The 16,202-nt window shown below is 39.4% G+C and carries 11 protein-coding genes; 6 read left to right on the plus strand and 5 right to left on the minus strand.

Features of this window, described 5'->3' with window-relative positions; genetic code table 11:
* The first annotated feature begins 67 nt into the window (after positions 1-67).
* The 5 genes from Q4546_RS16160 (at position 68) to lepB (ending at position 6,109) form a co-directional block, all read left to right on the plus strand.
* A complete protein-coding gene (locus tag Q4546_RS16160; RefSeq protein ID WP_303446606.1) occupies positions 68-1,984 on the plus strand; it encodes a CRTAC1 family protein in 1,917 nt (638 codons plus the stop codon).
* A gap of 577 nt (positions 1,985-2,561) precedes the next feature.
* The gene (locus Q4546_RS16165; RefSeq protein ID WP_303446607.1) at positions 2,562-3,161 is read left to right on the plus strand and encodes a trans-aconitate 2-methyltransferase; all 600 of its coding nucleotides are present in this window, start codon (positions 2,562-2,564) and stop codon (positions 3,159-3,161) included.
* 105 nt (positions 3,162-3,266) lie between these two features.
* Positions 3,267-3,755, plus strand: coding sequence for a hypothetical protein (locus Q4546_RS16170; RefSeq protein ID WP_102532084.1), 489 nt, complete (start codon positions 3,267-3,269; stop codon positions 3,753-3,755).
* Between the two features lie 256 nt (positions 3,756-4,011).
* Positions 4,012-5,205, plus strand: a complete 1,194-nt coding sequence (locus tag Q4546_RS16175; RefSeq protein WP_303446608.1) for a sodium:proton antiporter — start codon at positions 4,012-4,014, stop codon at positions 5,203-5,205.
* A gap of 232 nt (positions 5,206-5,437) precedes the next feature.
* The gene (lepB, locus tag Q4546_RS16180; RefSeq protein ID WP_303446609.1) at positions 5,438-6,109 is read left to right on the plus strand and encodes a signal peptidase I; all 672 of its coding nucleotides are present in this window, start codon (positions 5,438-5,440) and stop codon (positions 6,107-6,109) included.
* Here the strand turns inward: lepB and Q4546_RS16185 are convergent.
* The 5 genes from Q4546_RS16185 to Q4546_RS16205 all read right to left on the minus strand — a co-directional run bounded on the left by Q4546_RS16185 (position 6,095) and on the right by Q4546_RS16205 (position 13,986).
* Entirely contained in the window at positions 6,095-6,514 is a 420-nt protein-coding gene (locus Q4546_RS16185; RefSeq protein WP_303446610.1) for a DUF3010 family protein, read from the minus strand. The two genes, lepB and Q4546_RS16185, sit on opposite strands and share 15 nt — an antisense overlap.
* Positions 6,515-6,954: 440 nt before the next feature.
* On the minus strand, positions 6,955-8,313 hold the full coding sequence (locus Q4546_RS16190; protein ID WP_102476711.1) for a sodium-dependent transporter: 1,359 nt from the start codon (positions 8,311-8,313) through the stop codon (positions 6,955-6,957).
* A 311-nt stretch (positions 8,314-8,624) separates the two neighbouring features.
* Positions 8,625-9,116: an Lrp/AsnC family transcriptional regulator gene (locus tag Q4546_RS16195; RefSeq protein ID WP_303446611.1), complete on the minus strand. Its 492-nt coding sequence runs from the start codon at positions 9,114-9,116 to the stop codon at positions 8,625-8,627.
* A gap of 206 nt (positions 9,117-9,322) precedes the next feature.
* Complete coding sequence (locus Q4546_RS16200) at positions 9,323-10,795, minus strand: hypothetical protein (protein ID WP_303446612.1); 1,473 nt, start codon at positions 10,793-10,795, stop codon at positions 9,323-9,325.
* 641 nt (positions 10,796-11,436) lie between these two features.
* Complete coding sequence (locus Q4546_RS16205) at positions 11,437-13,986, minus strand: TonB-dependent receptor (protein ID WP_303446613.1); 2,550 nt, start codon at positions 13,984-13,986, stop codon at positions 11,437-11,439.
* 749 nt (positions 13,987-14,735) lie between these two features.
* Here Q4546_RS16205 and Q4546_RS16210 point away from each other — a divergent pair.
* Positions 14,736-16,193 (plus strand): sulfatase, encoded by a 1,458-nt coding sequence (locus Q4546_RS16210; protein ID WP_102476715.1) that lies wholly within the window; start codon positions 14,736-14,738, stop codon positions 16,191-16,193.
* The last annotated feature ends 9 nt before the right edge of the window (positions 16,194-16,202 follow it).

The following is a 16,202-nucleotide window of genomic DNA, read 5'->3' on the forward strand; positions in this document are numbered from 1 at the left end:
AGCTCATCGGTATTAACTCATCAATCTAATTGAGTTAATACCATGGCCCTTCATGCAGGAAGCACTCATGTTACAGTTTAAAAAATTATCGACGGCGCTCGCTGTCAGTTTAGCTATTGCCAGTTTGTTAGGTTGTGAAACTACAACTGAAGACTCTGGTTCAGCAGACACAGTGACCAATCAACGCATATTATTCTCAGACCAGCACCAAGATATCAAACTGGAAAGTGTTAATCGCCGTAAATGGGATAATCCGGTGATAGCCGATTTTGACCAGGATGGTTATCCAGACCTTTTGCTGACCGATCATGGATATTCAGTAAAGCTTTATTGGAACAATGAAGGCACATATTCGAAAGGTCATGATTTGATTGTGGGTGACATGCATGGCATTGGTGTTGCAGATTTTAATCAAGACGGAAAAGTTGATATTTTAATTTCTCGTGGAGGCGGTTCAGGCTCCAATGCACGTAATGCCAAGCTATATCATTTTGATGGCCGAACGATCATTGAAGGTAATGAATTTAACCCGCCATTACAAAACTTACGTGGCAGAACCAGTAAGTTTTTTGATGCAAATAACAATGGTGAATTAGATTTAATATTAATGGGTTTTCCCTCGCGGGCTAAGGGGCCAAAGCCCAAAAGTACGACTGAAAACTTTATTTATCAAAATGACGGTAAAGGCAATCTCAGTTATGCGACAGATTTACCGCAAACCTATCAGGATGGGCAAAAAGTACTAGTTACTGACTTTAACAATGACAAAATTGATGACTTATTTATATACGGTCATGGCCGGCTAATCGCTTTAAAGGGAAATGGTGATTTAACTTACACAGAAGTGACTAATGGTGTGTTTGCTCAAGATATAAAACATGTCACTGGTATAGCTGAAATTGATTATGATAATGATGGTGACTTTGACCTCTATCTTACTAGAGCAAGACCATTTGAAGCGGGTGACACCTTCTTTGATAAAGCCAGTAATACTTTTGCCTTTTATACTAAACGTGGCAAGTTCCGCTTTGAGGATTTAATCATTGGTGACACTTTTGAATTAGAAAATTACCAGTCACCTTATCCAAATCAAGATGTGTTTATAGGAGAGGGAGCTTATAAGTACCAATTTGAAGGTGAGCGTCATAGTGGACAAAACATCAAGTTGGTTAGCAGTAATGCATTAGGCTGGCCTGACAAACTACCCAAAAAAGGGCTATATGTTGGTTACATAGGTAATGATACCTGGCGGATCGCAGGGAATACCTTCTCGCCAACTACTGGGGTAGTTAAAGGTGTTGAGCAATATGACGCGACAGAGCAACTGCCTGCGCCTAAAGACATGTTACTTGAGAATCGACATGGAAAATTTGTCAATGTCATGGCTAAGGCTAATCTAGTGATGAATGAGCATACTTCAAGTGTCGCGGTGGCAGACTTTAACAATTCAGGGTATCAAGATTTGTTTGTGGTTAAGCAAGGAGATTTGTCTCAGGCAACAGAACAGCTACTTTGGCTTAATAATGGTGATGGTACATTTACAGTTCAAGCGCACCATGGCATTAAATCACTTGAGCTCGGCGCAGCAGGCTCTGGCAGTGATGTGGTGGATTACAACAGAGATGGTTTTAATGATCTTGTTTACGCAAATGAGCGTGGTCAATGGCATGTTTACAAAAACCAAGCGGTCAATCGCGATACGGGGAATGCGAACTTCACTGTAGTAACAGTTAATAACTCACCAAAGGATAAAGCAACTGCACAAGGGGCTTTGGTAAAACTTAGTGCTTGTGGCAGTAGTCAAATTAGGCGAGTCGGCGCATCTGGTGCGCCTTACACGCAATCTTATAATCAACAAATCCATTTTGGGTTGGGCGAATGTCAGCAAGTTGATTCTGTTGAGGTCAGTTGGACTAATGGCGAAACGTCGACATTTAAAGGCATTAACCCTAATACCATCAATCAAATGGTTTACGACAAGTAATAAATAACGATTGATAAGTATTCAGTAATGAGTGGCGAGTATTAATTAAGCAATATAAGTGACAGTGAAAGGTTTCCCAACTTAACCAAATTGATTAACAGTTTTAATCGCGCCGTAATTCGACTTTATTTGGATTACGGCTTTTTTATAATGGTATCAATTTATTTTGCACTAGGTGTTACATACTGAAACCTCATATGTTTATATGTGAGTAGGACTTAGCCAGCCTCATAAATCAATGCATATAAAAATGATTAACATGTGATCCAGGCTGTGAAACTGAAAGCGATAACGATTTTAGTGTGACCAAAAGCCGCATAAACGCAGCGTAATGTTTCTGGAACTTGCTGGCGTATCAGTGATGCTAGGTACTTTTACATCTCGCCTCATCATGTTGACGCCAAAGAGACTGTGTATTACGCGTACACTAGTGCAAGCGCGAATGTTTGCGGGTCATGATTCTTAATGATGCATATTTGAACCAGTTTTATCATAATCTCAGCAGCGATATGGCTACCCACTTCCATTAAAGGTAGATATATTACCTCGCTAGGTTGCGAAAGAAGGGAGATTTTGTTTGAAACCGATAGATATTGGCAAAGCTTATAATCAAATTACGCATATTTGGGATAGTCAAAAATTCGATATGAGTAATGGCATTGTGCAACACAAGAAAGCAATAAGCTTTGTTAAGAATCGCGGAAAAGCGTTGGATATTGGCTGTGGCTGCACAGGGCGATTTATAGCGTTACTTACGGCTGAAGGTTTCGTTCCTACAGGGCTGGACGTTTCATCTGAAATGCTCTATCTTGCGCGCAAACGGCAACCTGAGATTCACTTTATACAAGCTAATATCTGTGAATACGACTTGCCAGAAAAATACGATTTTATCACCGCATGGGACAGTATTTGGCTTGTTCCTTTGACAGAGCAACGAAACGTTCTTACCAAAATAGTCGCAAGCTTAAATGTTGGTGGGGTGTTTATATTTTCATTTGGTGGAACAGACAAAGAAGGCTTTCATACGGATAATTTTATGGGGCTAGAAGTTTACTATTCATCACTTGGTACCAATGGTTTCGTCAGATTATTTATTGAGCTTGGTTGTATTATCAGGCATTTAGAATTTGACCAATACCCAGAGATTCACACATATCTTGTGGTAGAAAAAACCTAAAAATACCCTTATGTGGAGCAGCGACCTTATGCAAAGCGTTAAACAATCCCTAATAGCTGCATTGGGTTAACTTGTTTAAGGGATAAATTACGGATAGCGCTTACTATGCCGACAAATTTCATCGATGATTCTTTTGTGGTACCCAAAATATGGGTCACTGAACACTTTCACTTAACCATGCTCGAAGATGCACTTGCTAGAATAGATTATGAGGCGGTGATGTCGAGCCAAAAAAGGCTGCAAGGCACGTTTGGCTTAGATTCTGATTGGCCAAAAGCGACGATGTCGTTACAACAAAATACTGAAGATCTTAAAAATCACAAACTAGAATTTGAAGCAAGAGAGGCATTTGCTTACTCCGTTTTAAATCCTAGTAAAAGCAAATGTCTTGGTTGTGTTTATATCGATCCGAGTCAATCAGCAGAATATGATTGTGAAGTCTATTTATGGGTTCGCGATGATAGTTTGGCGTTAGAGCAAGCACTTTATGAATCAATTTTACTATGGCTTAATAATGATTGGCCTTTTGCTCGCATTGCCTTTCCTGGGCGATGTATTTCATGGCTAGCTTGGACTAAGGCAATCATGTCATAAAGACGCCTAGTCTGCCTTTCGTCTCAATAAAAGGGTACTGACCTCATTTCCAACAATGGTTTAGTCGCCAAGCAGCTTAACAGGCTTTGGGCTACTATTTACTTTCTCTGGACACCAGTATTCTAGACATAAAGCTGATTTGTAAAAAATAGCTAAATAGAGTTTGCCTAAGGAAGACTCCGTCATGTAAATCCATTAACATACTTAATTATTATCGTATATTCACTGTACTCATGCTCATTTCGGAGGTTGTTAAATGTATATAGAGTTGGCGATTTTGGCCGTTTTTACTTTATGTTACAGCTTGGTCGAAGGGCGATTTGAACGCTCGATGATTTCTGGCCCTATGGTGTTTGTACTGGTGGGTTTTGTGCTGGGTCCTTTGGTGCTTAATTGGCTAGGTACTGATCTTGACGGTATCGGTTTACGTGTTTTTGCTGACATAACCTTAGCGATAGTCTTGTTTTGCGATGCATCAAACTCGAATTTATCTGTGCTTAGAAAGCACATTAGTATACCCACTCGAATGCTAATGTACGGCTTACCTGGTGCGATTTTTCTTGGGGTTGTTGTTGGTTTTGTGCTGTTTCCTAATCTTGGTATCTTTGAGATTGCTGCGTTAGCCACCATGCTCGCCGCCACGGACGCAGCTTTAGGTAAAGCAGTGGTTTCAAGCCCCATTGTACCTGCAAGGTTACGTGAAGGTTTGAACATAGAAAGTGGCTTAAATGATGGTATATGCGTGCCTATTTTGTTCGTGTTTTTAGCGTTAGCGGCTGGCACAGTGGCAGAAGGTGATGTGTCAGAATTGGCAATTCATTTCTTAGTCGAAGAATTAGGCATCGGGCTTGTGGTGGGCTTAACCACCTCTTTTATGGGTGCTAGCTTAATAAAATTGTGCCACAAAAAAGGCTGGATAACCGATGTTTGGAGCCAGAATATTGTACTCAGTTTAGCGCTTTCTTGTTTTGCTATTTCACAAGAGTTAGGCGGTAGTGGTTATATTGCGGCATTTACTGGTGGGCTGTTGTTTGGCCATTTATGTAAAGAGACTAAGCATAAATTATTGCTGCCTACCGAGGGTATGGGTGAAATTATGGCGCTTCTGACATGGTTATTATTTGGTGCATTTGTCATTGGAAATGCCTTTCACGAGTTTACTTGGACTATGCTGATTTATGCCTTACTCAGCTTGACCATTGTTCGTATGTTACCGATATTTTTGTCATTGTGCCGTGCTGGTGGCAATATCCCTTCGAAAATTTTTCTAGGCTGGTTTGGACCTCGGGGCCTTGCATCGATAGTGTTTGTTATTATCATGCTGGACAAGGATTTACCCGGCGGTAATTTTATGGCCATGACGGTGATTTGCACTGTGTTTATTAGTCTTATTTTACACGGGATGACTGCTCAACCTTTCGCTAAATGGATCAGTAAAAGGGCAGATTAAGTCCTGATTTAATAGGGAAGTGAGAGATTAGCTATCTCTCCCTTAATTTTTTGTCAGCAGCAAACAAAGCTAATCCCCATTCATGTTACGCCTTTCACTTTTCACTATTTAAGATTTTATTCTTTGGTTTCACAGCACATATTAGATTAAAAATCGTTAAGCTTGATGTTGTTATTGATTGGTATTTGCTAATCTAAGTTAATGATTTGTTATTACATAAAAAGGAATTTATATGAACAATGCTGTAGTGAAAGCGATTAAAGCCAATAAGTCGTTATTGTTATTTATCATGTTAATGTGTGTTTTTCGAAGCGCTGTTGCAGACTGGTATACCGTGCCGTCGGGCTCAATGAAACCGACTATCATTGAAGGTGATAGATTGTATGCCGATAAAATGGCTTATGATTTACGAGTACCTTTTACGCACATTTCGCTTTATAAGATTGCAGATCCTCAGCGCGGCGATATTATTATTTTCGAATCTACTGCTGCTGATAATAGACTGATTAAACGTGTCATTGGCATACCAGGGGATGTCATTGTATTGACGGATAATGTGCTCAGCATTAATGGAAAGACATTAGCCTATCAACCAATAAGTGCAACTGATTCATCCGAGGACAAAATTGAGCAGTTATTCTCTGAAACTAGCACGGTTAACCATTTCGTTCGTACCAGTAATAGTGGCTCTAGGCTTTCAAATTTTTCTGAGGTTACCGTACCAGAAGGTCATTACCTAGCACTAGGCGATAACCGTGATCATAGTTCTGATTCTCGAGTGATTGGTTTTGTACCTAGAGATGAAATCATAGCCAAAACATCCAGTGTAGTAATGTCATTTGACTATGATAATTACTACATTCCACGTTCAGAGCGCTTTTTACATAGCTTAATTAAGGGCTAAACTTTCATAAGCAAGATCATAAGCTTTGCCTAAATCTACGGTTTTAGGTTTAGCTGACTTGTGGTCTGCTTCTCGTTTATCGGTTGCTCTTATTGTGGCTGGATGAATAAAAACGATAGCTGGCTTCAATGTCGCCAATAAAGCACCTTCCAATAAAAAAGTACCCGCGCCGCCAGCACCTTGTCCTGTTGTAGATCGTCTATTAATAACTACTTTTTCAATATTATTGGCATCACAATATTGTGAAATTTGCTCTATCAGAATTTTCACTTCCGCTTGCTGAGGGTGCTTGTCTACAGCCAGTTTATTGAACTTTGGATTAATGAGTTCATGTGCTGTTCTTGTGCCCGTTAACGTCACTATCCGCAATTCATTTGCTTTAAGCATGATTCCCATTACATTCATGATATGTTCTCTTTTGTCATTTTTATTTGGTCAAATCAGCCTTTTGAAGGCGCTGACAGATAAACTTAATCGGCTATCACTTAATTGACTATCACTTAATTTACTATCACTTAATTTACTATCACTTAATTGATTAGAGTGAAAATCATTATGATAATTATAGTGATAATAGCGCACTAACTTAACATGATACTGTTTATTTATACAGCGTTTGTGATTGGCGTTATTGAAGGCTGATATAGAGGTATATCTTGTCTTTGTAGTGGTTTTTTTGCTGTGTTAGTGGATATTTTAACCATTGGCGCTTTTTTCATTAACTGAGTTCAGCAAGGGAAATTTGGGATGTACGACAAATTCATTTGTATAAAATAAGAAGGCTATAAAAATTATAATCTTATAGCCTTTTGTATATCTTAGTTAGCAGCTTGTCTAGAAAGTTATTAGCCTAAGAATAACTGCATGATTATCAAGCAGATTAATACTGGGCAAACAAACTTCACATAAACAGGCCACATACGCCAAAAGTAGCTATCTTTATCAACGCCTTGTTGCTGTGAAATTGCTGCAAGTAACGAATTCCTATGCCAAACCCAGCCTAAATATATCGCAATACCCAAGGCAATTAATGGCTGTGCTCGTTCAGTCGTTATGGTGATGATCAAACCAAATAACTCATTAAAGTTAAACACAATCACGCAAGCAACAGTGGCGATAAACGCGCCGACGACTAAACTGGCACTGTTACGTGTTAAGGACGTTTTTTCAACTAAATAGCTGGTGGGTACTTCTACAATTGACATTGCCGAGGTCAAACCGGCAATGGTCATTAATGAAAAAAACACGATTGCTAATAGATATTGGCTGATCCCACCTAAAGAATCAAAAAGCGCTGGTAATACACTAAACACTAAGGTGTCAGAATTTAGTAAACTGCCATCGTCAGCGAAAATTTGTACGCCATTGTGCTGGGCCACATACATGGCTGGAATAATCATTAACGCGGCTAGCAATGCGACGCTGGTGTCCATTAAGGTAACGTATGCGGTTAGTTTAGCTATGTTTTCTCGTTTATTAAGGTATGCACCGTATACCATCATGGCGCCAGTACCCACAGACAGTGAGAAAAAGGTTTGCCCTAATGCGCCCATTAACACCTCTGTATCTAATACCCTCGAAAAATCAGGCACAAATAATACTGACAAACCTTGCATTGCCCCTGGCTGGGTTAAAATATAGATAGCGCCAGCGACTAACATGACTAGTAACAGTGGCATCAATCGTTTTGACCAACGCTCAATTCCTTGCTGTACCCCTTGGCGGATCACCCATATCACCAGTGTGATAAACAATAGGGTAAAGACTAAATTTCTACTGATAGAAAAGTCCATTAACCAAGCCGCCACCTCAGCTTGGTTCGCCATCTGTGCCACTGGCGCTAGGGCAAAACTGACAAACCAGCCTGATAGAATGCTGTAGAAAGTACAAATAAGCGTGGCAGTGATAATTGAAACAAGTCCGATACTTTTAGCTATCTTTTTGGCTAAGGGCTTATTAGCAAGTTTAGCCATTGCATCAGCTGGATTAGTCTGTCCGTGACGACCAACCATTAATTCAGCCATTAACATAGGAAAGCCCAGCAGTAAAATTAACACGGCATAGACAAGTAAAAATGCACCGCCGCCATGGGTTGCAGCTTGTGTAGGGAATCCCCAGATGTTACCAACACCAACAGCAGAACCTGCTGCGGCCATAATAAAACCAATACGAGAACTGAATTGGCCTGATGATTTTACGCTCATGATATAACTCTATAGACATTATTGAAGAGCGCGCATACTAGTACTTTATAAATTAATGGCAACGAATACTTTTTGCTTTAAATTAATCATAAAAGCGATTTTATTGCTATGTATTCATCAGAAGAGATGATTTATCTTCTCATGCTGTGTTTTGTGTGACTTTTGTGTTTTAGCGTAGTGGTAAGGAGGTGAGTACGCAATTTAATTTTTTACAGCTTCAGTTAACGAAAAGTGATTTAGCACCTAAGACGTTGCTAAAATTACCCTTTTAATGTTTTATTTGTGTCGTTTTTGTTATTAATTTGGGTCGGTTAATTATCATTATTTGGAAGTGGAAGTGGAATTGCAGTGCTGCTTTTGACATTTTTGAGGACAAAACTGGAGTGAACACCGGCGATATGTGTGTTGGTAGTTAATTTTTCTAATAGAAATACTTTATATTGTTGCATATCCTCAACGATGACTTTTAAATGATAATCGGCTTCACTGCCAGTGATAAGACTACATTCTTGTACTTCATCATATAAGGCGATTTCAGCTTCAAAAGCATCCAATATATCTGAACTGTGTTTTTCTAGGCGCACTTGAATGTAAACCGTTAAGTTTAAGTTGAATTTTACTGCATTAAGTACTGTAGCGTAACCATTAATAAAGCCTGCATCTTCTAACGCTTTTACACGTCTTGAACAAGGTGATGGAGATAAACCGACTTGTGCGGCTAAATCTTGATTTGATAATTTCCCTGTTGATTGCAGTCGTTGCAATATTTGCATATCCGTTTTATCAAGGGTTAGTTCAGCCATGTTTGTGCCTTTAGGGAATTCAATAGGAAAGCGACATTTTCTTTGATTATAAATACCTGAATCGATAATACAAAGCGACATAAAAAATAGCGTATAAAATAATGATCATGTTCATCTATAAGTTAGTATTATCTCATAAAAATGCCGTTCAGCGTGGCTGAACGGCATTGATATTAAGGCTAATGCCGCATAAAGCTAATCATGGTTTATTCGTTAATCCATTTATGCGCTGATCGGCCGTTAACGAGTACCGCATCTTCACGGTAAAGTACTAGCTCTGGACGTTCTAACGGTAACTCAGCAGAAGGCTGAATATCAGCTGCTGAAACATCATAGCTGTAGCGACCTTTTTCAAAAGGACCCACTTCTTCGCTGTTCATTGCTGAAGCGATTAATACTGGTACCATAGGTTTAGTATGCTTGCGACGCCCTGAAGGATCATCTGGAAAACTGCCGTAATTTCTTTTACCGACGCGTTCAGAATCAGTGACAAAGTACATTGATGACGGGCCAATATCAGCCATTGCTTCATCGTTTGTTCTATCTAAACGGATGACACCATCAAAGCGAGTGTTACTAAAGTGGCCACGAGTAAAAGTGTCTGAATCACTGGCATTGGCCATTACTGCGAAGGCGCTATCTGTTGCTGTGATATTAGTGCCCCAGATATTGTCGATGATTTTTTCATGTGGCTTTAAGAAAACAGCCGCCATGCCTTCATAGTTATGAATGTTGATCATACGAATATCGGTAATTGAACCGACATTTTGACCCGCACGGTTTAAGTAATCATTTGGCTTGCCACTACCTGGCTCTAAACGAATAGTCAGTCCGCCTTGTGCGGTTAAATCTCGCAGTAATACTTGGCGGCCACTAAACAGTTGCACCAGCGCATAACCCGTAGCGACCTTGGTATTAGTGGCATTTTGAACCACGCCTTTAACCGCAATACGATTATAAGTTTCATTATTCTCAACTTTACGCGTGTCGCTGTCTGCAACGATAAACACCGATGGGAATATTGAATAGTAGTCTTCAACATGGAAGTTAGAAATAGCAAAGTTTTCGACAAATCCTACGCGAAAAGGAATCGAGTTTCTGAAAATAACTGGGTTATTAACATCGATGGTAAATTTCTTAGTCGGGTGAGTAGAAGTAATTTCAATATTATATAACTTCGGCGGCAGGTTATTGGCATCACGTCCAGCAGAAAACAAGGCTCTATCAACCATTTTAATGGTGACCTCAGGGTCAATCTCAAGGCGTACATTTGATTTAAGATTGATTTGAGTTAACACATATTCACCTGGCGCCATACGCACAACCCCCCCCATTTCTTCTTCAGTTGCGCGATTAATCGCTTGTTGAAGACGAGCAACCATTTCAGCCGTGGTACCACCTGGGTATACCATTTCAGGTTCATCGTCGATGACTTCGTTAGTGAAGTAATTAACCTCATCAACGATAACACTTTCACCTAAGCCTCCAGCAATCGAGCCCATTGGTGCATACTCAAGTGTAGGCGTGTAACGTGGAAAACCGCGCTGAAATGGAAAGCTAATAGGTAGCTTAACTTTTGACTTTGGGGCTAACGTTTGTTCAGTCACTTCGTAGTAAGGGACGTTATTATCAGTTTCGCCATCAAAATTAATCACTGGCACAGTGGCGTTATCAATCAATAGGCGGAAATTGCCATTAATGGCATCACGGGTACGGTTTCTAATCGTTACGTCAAAAGAATAGGTTTGGTTTTCTTGGTTGATAATAGGGCGTGAGTATTTTTGGATAAAAACATCGCTAGAGACACAAGTATCGTGAATATACTGGTAGCTTTCATAGGTTTTCCTTGTGTAATTAATGATAATTTATAGATGGTTTACCGTGATCTAATCCATTAGATAGGCTTAGCCATGTTCAAAATGGGCATTGATTAAAATTGAACGTTTTCTTCATTATGTTATAAAAAATTCAAGGAACCGCAGACGTTACAAAGGTGAAGATTACTCTGAAACGACATGGCTTAAATTCAGTAGTTAAATCTGTCGCTAAACTCAGTAGCTAAAAGCAAAAAAAATGCCAGTGACTCATTCATAGAAACTTATTCAAAGGGGAGTCTCATAGAAACTTACTCATTACACATAAAGGGGAGATGTAATGAGCAAGTCGTCTCTGACGCTAAAGTGAATTGACAAGTTGTAGATTTCGTCAATGAAATGGAGTTTTTTAATTAGTGAAACCGAGTTTAATGCTGTTGGGGCAGAATAAACCCAGTATTCAATGTTAATCGGCTACAACAGCTGACGATTAACATTGTCATAAATTAAAATGAGTATTGCACGCTGCCGCCAAAGAAACGGTTCCAATCACGAGGGTAGAAGGCTTGTCCATAACCTTCTTGGTTGGTGTTTTGACGTGTGGTATATGGCTTGTCGAATAAGTTCTTCACATATAGGCTGAAACGTAAATTGTCTTGCCCAAAGTTAAAGTATAAATCCCAAATACTTGAAGAAGGATTAGCATTTTGATCAAGCGCTAGCTCATTAATAGTTTGTGTATGCGCACCGTTATAACGCCAAGCTGCTTGTACGTTACCATTCCAGCCCGTGTTACCGAATTCAGTTGAGTATTTCAATGTACTAAATACTTGCTGCTCAGCATTATTCGGGAAAGAAAGGCCTGTTTGATCAAATGTTTGACGACCGGTTACAGGATCAGTGTTACAACGATCTGCTAATTCGCCACCATCACCTGCAGGACAGTTAATCGGTGTATCTGAGAAATCTTCGTAACGCGCATCAAAAATGGCGTAACTTGCGGTCCAACGTAAATCTTCTGTGATATCAACTATCGCATCAGCTTCGAAACCCGTTGAGCGTGCTTCTTTTGCATTCACGTAGCCTGCGAAAACGATATTCTCTTCTTCATCAATCACACGTGTTGCGCGTACTTGATAATCTTCAACTGTCATATCAAAGTAAGTGATGTTGAATAGTACGTCATTATCAAAAAAGCCAGTACGTAAACCAACTTCAAAGTTACTTGATTGCTCAGGTTTTGTTGGGAATTGATCAGCATCTAATGGGTTAGTATTTGTAGTAACAAAATACGAAGAACCTTTATAACCCGTTGAGTAATTGACATAAGCACGAATTGAATTGGTAAAGTCGTAACCCACAACAGCCTTGTAAATAAATGCATCATCAGAATCTGAGAACTTGGTTTTTTCAGTTTGACGTTTAATCAATGAAGGATCTGTTTGAGACATTGCTAACACATCAGCATATGTATCCATACCAATCCCATCTGATGGTGCAAACAAATCAGTACGCTCGAACGTTGCTTCACCTTCTTCATGCAAAGCACGGAATCCGAAAGTGGCATCTAGTTGATCTGTTATTTGGTATTCAAATTGACCGAAAATGGCAAAGTTTTCGAAGTTAGTGGTGAAGTTACCACCAGAAAGCAAACGGCCTGGATTTAGGTCGGCCATCATACTTTCGTCAAACTGTTGTCCTTCATACATGCTTAAGAAGTTTCTTGTAGACTGGCGATCGTAACAACCAGATAACTCGCCGCCATTGATAAAGCCGAAGTTACCAGCGATACAACCATCTCGGTTTTCTGAACGTTGACCTTCAGTGTTGTGATAAAACAAACCTACAATCCAATCAAATTTTTCATTATCGAATGAGCTTAAACGAATTTCTTGTTGGTTCACGATAACAGATTCATTACCGCCAAATGCTGAGCGCTCTAGTGGGAAGTTTAAAGTGAAAAAACCTGAACTGTTATATAAGTCGAAGTCACGGTAGCTACCATTATATGAAAGGGTTAAGTCATCATTAAGGTAATAGTCAGCAGCAATAGAAAAACCGAGGTTTTCAGTTGAACCATAGTTTGCTTCGGGGTTACGAGCAGTAACAGGTTTACCTGTATCATCAAAAGATTTTGAAGAATTGATACGGTTATAAGTTGTGCCTTCAATGATGCCATCATCTTTAATGTTGATGATAGGTTTAGGGCCGTAATCTGGATTAACCGGACCAATCTGTGTCATTGAACAACAGTTACTGTCAGTTTCTGCATATTCAGCACGGAACAAGATATTAAATTGCTCGCCATCATCATAAAGAAGTTGACCACGTAAACCTGATTGATCTTTTTCACCTATTTTATAATCTTCATGACCTGGCATTGTATTGTCAATCCAACCGTCAACTTCGCTCCACTGTGCGTTCATTCGAAACGCCCAATTGTCAGAGAAGGGCACATTCACTACGCCACTAACATTTATACCATTATCTTGGGTGAGTTCGGTTCTAACTTTACCGCTAACACCATTTAAATTAGGCTTTTTGGTCACATAATGCAGCATGCCGGTTGAGGTGTTTTGACCAAATAAGGTGCCTTGAGGACCACGTAACGCTTCAACACGTTCAACATCGGCAACCGCAAGGTTTAGCATAGATTGACGGGGTAATACTTCACCATCAATAACCACAAGGTTTGAAGATTGCAAACCGATAGAGTTAGTAAAAGTACCAATACCACGGGTTTTTAATGTTGTTGTTCTAATTTCAGTACTGTCATCGATACCAAAGCCCGGTAGGTATTTAACGAGGTCGAAACCGTCTTGGACACCCATTTTTTCGACTAAATCACCATCCAAAACTTCAATAGAGACGGGAACATCTTTTAGTGCCTGCTCACGTTTTTGCGCGCTTACCATGATGACTTCAATGTCTTTAGTTGAAACCGCTTCTTCATTAGGCGCATCTACAACTTCCGCAGCATATAGGTTGCTTGAGAAGGCTGCAAAAGAACAACCAGCCAGCAATATTGCTTTGTGCAATTTACTATATTTAGGCATTTTATTACTCCGTGTATTTATTATTTATGTCTCATTGCGGGAATTTCTCCCCCCCCATACAAACCAGAACTTGGTAAACCACGACTTAATGTTCACTATGTATTAAAGGTATTTGTTAGTATTTGTATATTAAACACCCAATACAGTTCATATGAAGTATTTAAACATATGATGTTTAAATGTGCAACATGTTAAATATTTGTTGTTATAACGGTGCTATCATCTTGATTTTTATTTATTTATTACGCGAATTGTCATGTTTTGTAGCGGATTTGTAAATAAAAATATCTATTCAAAAGTCAAATCAATGGCATTACTTGTGACCCAATAATGACGAATTTTGACTGTTATAAGCACCATATGAGTGCGCTTAAGATTGTAAGATACTACTTTTGTTGCAGTTTTAGGCGCTTTAGATAATATAGTCAGGTGCTGTAATCGTTTTGTTTATTAATCTGTAATGTTAATTTATGTAAAATAAGATAAATAAACATCATATGTTTGAATAGTTATCATGTTTTGGTTATGATTTCAATTATCTTGTATAAATGAACGCGTTATTTGACCACTATTACCTTCGTTAATTGCTCGTTCATTTAACGAGTTAAGGCAATCGGTACAACAAGCTTGTTCTTTCTATACCCATAAACTGAGTGATAGAGGATTGTGAATTCAATGAAATGAGCCGCTGATATTTTAATCAGATCACTCAACATTGGTTAGCAAGGTTTAATCTAGGAGCATGGATCATGAAAACTAAATTGTTAGCAGGGCTAGTTACCCTTACTAGCGTATTGTCGTTAACAGCATTTGCACCATCCAATGCGTTAGCCGAAACAGTTAGCGCTGAAGATAAAAAACAACAGCCAAATATCATATTAATATTTGCAGATGATGCAGGTTTTGCAGACTTTGGTTTTCAAGGCAGCAAAATAATGAAGACCCCACATTTAGACAGTATTGCAGCGCAAGGCATTGTTTTTAGTCAAGGCTATGTCAGTGATTCAACCTGTGGCCCTTCGAGAGCGGGGTTAATGACAGGGAAGTATCAACAACGTTTTGGTTATGAAGAAATTAATGTACCTGGTTATATGAGTGACAACTCAGCATTAGATGGCGCAGAAATGGGTCTACCAGTTGATCAAACAACCATGGCTGATTATTTAAAAGACCAAGGGTATAAAACTGCTATTTTTGGTAAGTGGCATTTAGGCAGTGCAGAGCGTTTTCATCCATTAAACCGCGGTTTTGACGAGTTTTTAGGCTTTAGAGGTGGTGATCGCAGTTACTTTAAGTACCCTGAAAATATTACGAACATTAACAATCCTGATGACATTATGTATGACAAACAACTTGAGCGAGGCTTAGGGCATTTTGAAGAGCGCGAAGAATACCTAACTGACGTATTAGGTAAGGCGGCCGCAGACTTCATTGATAGAAACCAGCAAGACCCTTTCTTTATCTACCTAGCCTTTAACGCTGTGCATACACCATTAGAATCTGAACCAGACGATCTTAAACAGTTTCCTGAACTTAAAGGCAAGCAACAAGAACTGGCTGCAATGACGTTAGCCATGGATAGAGCTACAGGGTATGTGACCGACAAACTCAAATCATTGGGGTTAGCAGACAATACTATTATTGTATTTACTAATGATAATGGCGGCCCAACAGATAAAAATGCATCGAGTAATGCGCCATTAGCCGGCACAAAATCTAACTTTTTAGAAGGCGGTATCCGTGTTCCGTTCATCATGAGTTGGCCTGCAAAAATAAAACCCAATCAACAATTTGATTTTCCTGTATCGACCTTAGATTTACTGCCTACTTTTGTCAGTGCAGCTGGTGGCATTGAAACCGTGACTGACACTGATGGAGTTGATTTACTGCCTTATATTATGGGTAACAATAAAGCGCGTCCTCATAAGCAGATGTTTTGGAAAAAAGAAACCAGAGCGGTTATCCGTGAGGGCGATTGGAAAATGATCCGTTACCCAGATAGACCCACTGAACTTTATAATTTAGCCAATGATATTGGTGAGCAAACAAACCTTGCAAACGACCAGCCACAGCGGGTTATATCCATGTATAAAGATTTGTTTGCTTGGGAACTGACATTAGAACGTCCAAGATGGTTGCTGAAACGTAAATTTGAAAAGTATGATATGGATAGAATGGATAAATATCGTCTACCCGCGAGTCAATAAAATAACAAT

It is taken from the genome of Shewanella sp. 4_MG-2023, from assembly GCF_030548015.1.
Taxonomy (GTDB): Bacteria; Pseudomonadota; Gammaproteobacteria; order Enterobacterales; family Shewanellaceae; genus Shewanella.

Bases quoted from the DNA above. Each gene is read 5' to 3' on its own strand.
- Q4546_RS16210 (WP_102476715.1), top strand. From the start codon at position 14,736: ATGAAAACTAAATTGTTAGCAGGGCTAGTTACCCTTACTAGCGTATTG.
- Q4546_RS16195 (WP_303446611.1), bottom strand. From the start codon at position 9,116: ATGGCTGAACTAACCCTTGATAAAACGGATATGCAAATATTGCAACGA.
- Q4546_RS16170 (WP_102532084.1), top strand. From the start codon at position 3,267: ATGCCGACAAATTTCATCGATGATTCTTTTGTGGTACCCAAAATATGG.
- Q4546_RS16190 (WP_102476711.1), bottom strand. From the start codon at position 8,313: ATGAGCGTAAAATCATCAGGCCAATTCAGTTCTCGTATTGGTTTTATT.
- Q4546_RS16205 (WP_303446613.1), bottom strand. From the start codon at position 13,986: ATGCCTAAATATAGTAAATTGCACAAAGCAATATTGCTGGCTGGTTGT.
- Q4546_RS16185 (WP_303446610.1), bottom strand. From the start codon at position 6,514: ATGAATGTAATGGGAATCATGCTTAAAGCAAATGAATTGCGGATAGTG.
- Q4546_RS16160 (WP_303446606.1), top strand. From the start codon at position 68: ATGTTACAGTTTAAAAAATTATCGACGGCGCTCGCTGTCAGTTTAGCT.
- lepB (WP_303446609.1), top strand. From the start codon at position 5,438: ATGAACAATGCTGTAGTGAAAGCGATTAAAGCCAATAAGTCGTTATTG.
- Q4546_RS16175 (WP_303446608.1), top strand. From the start codon at position 4,012: ATGTATATAGAGTTGGCGATTTTGGCCGTTTTTACTTTATGTTACAGC.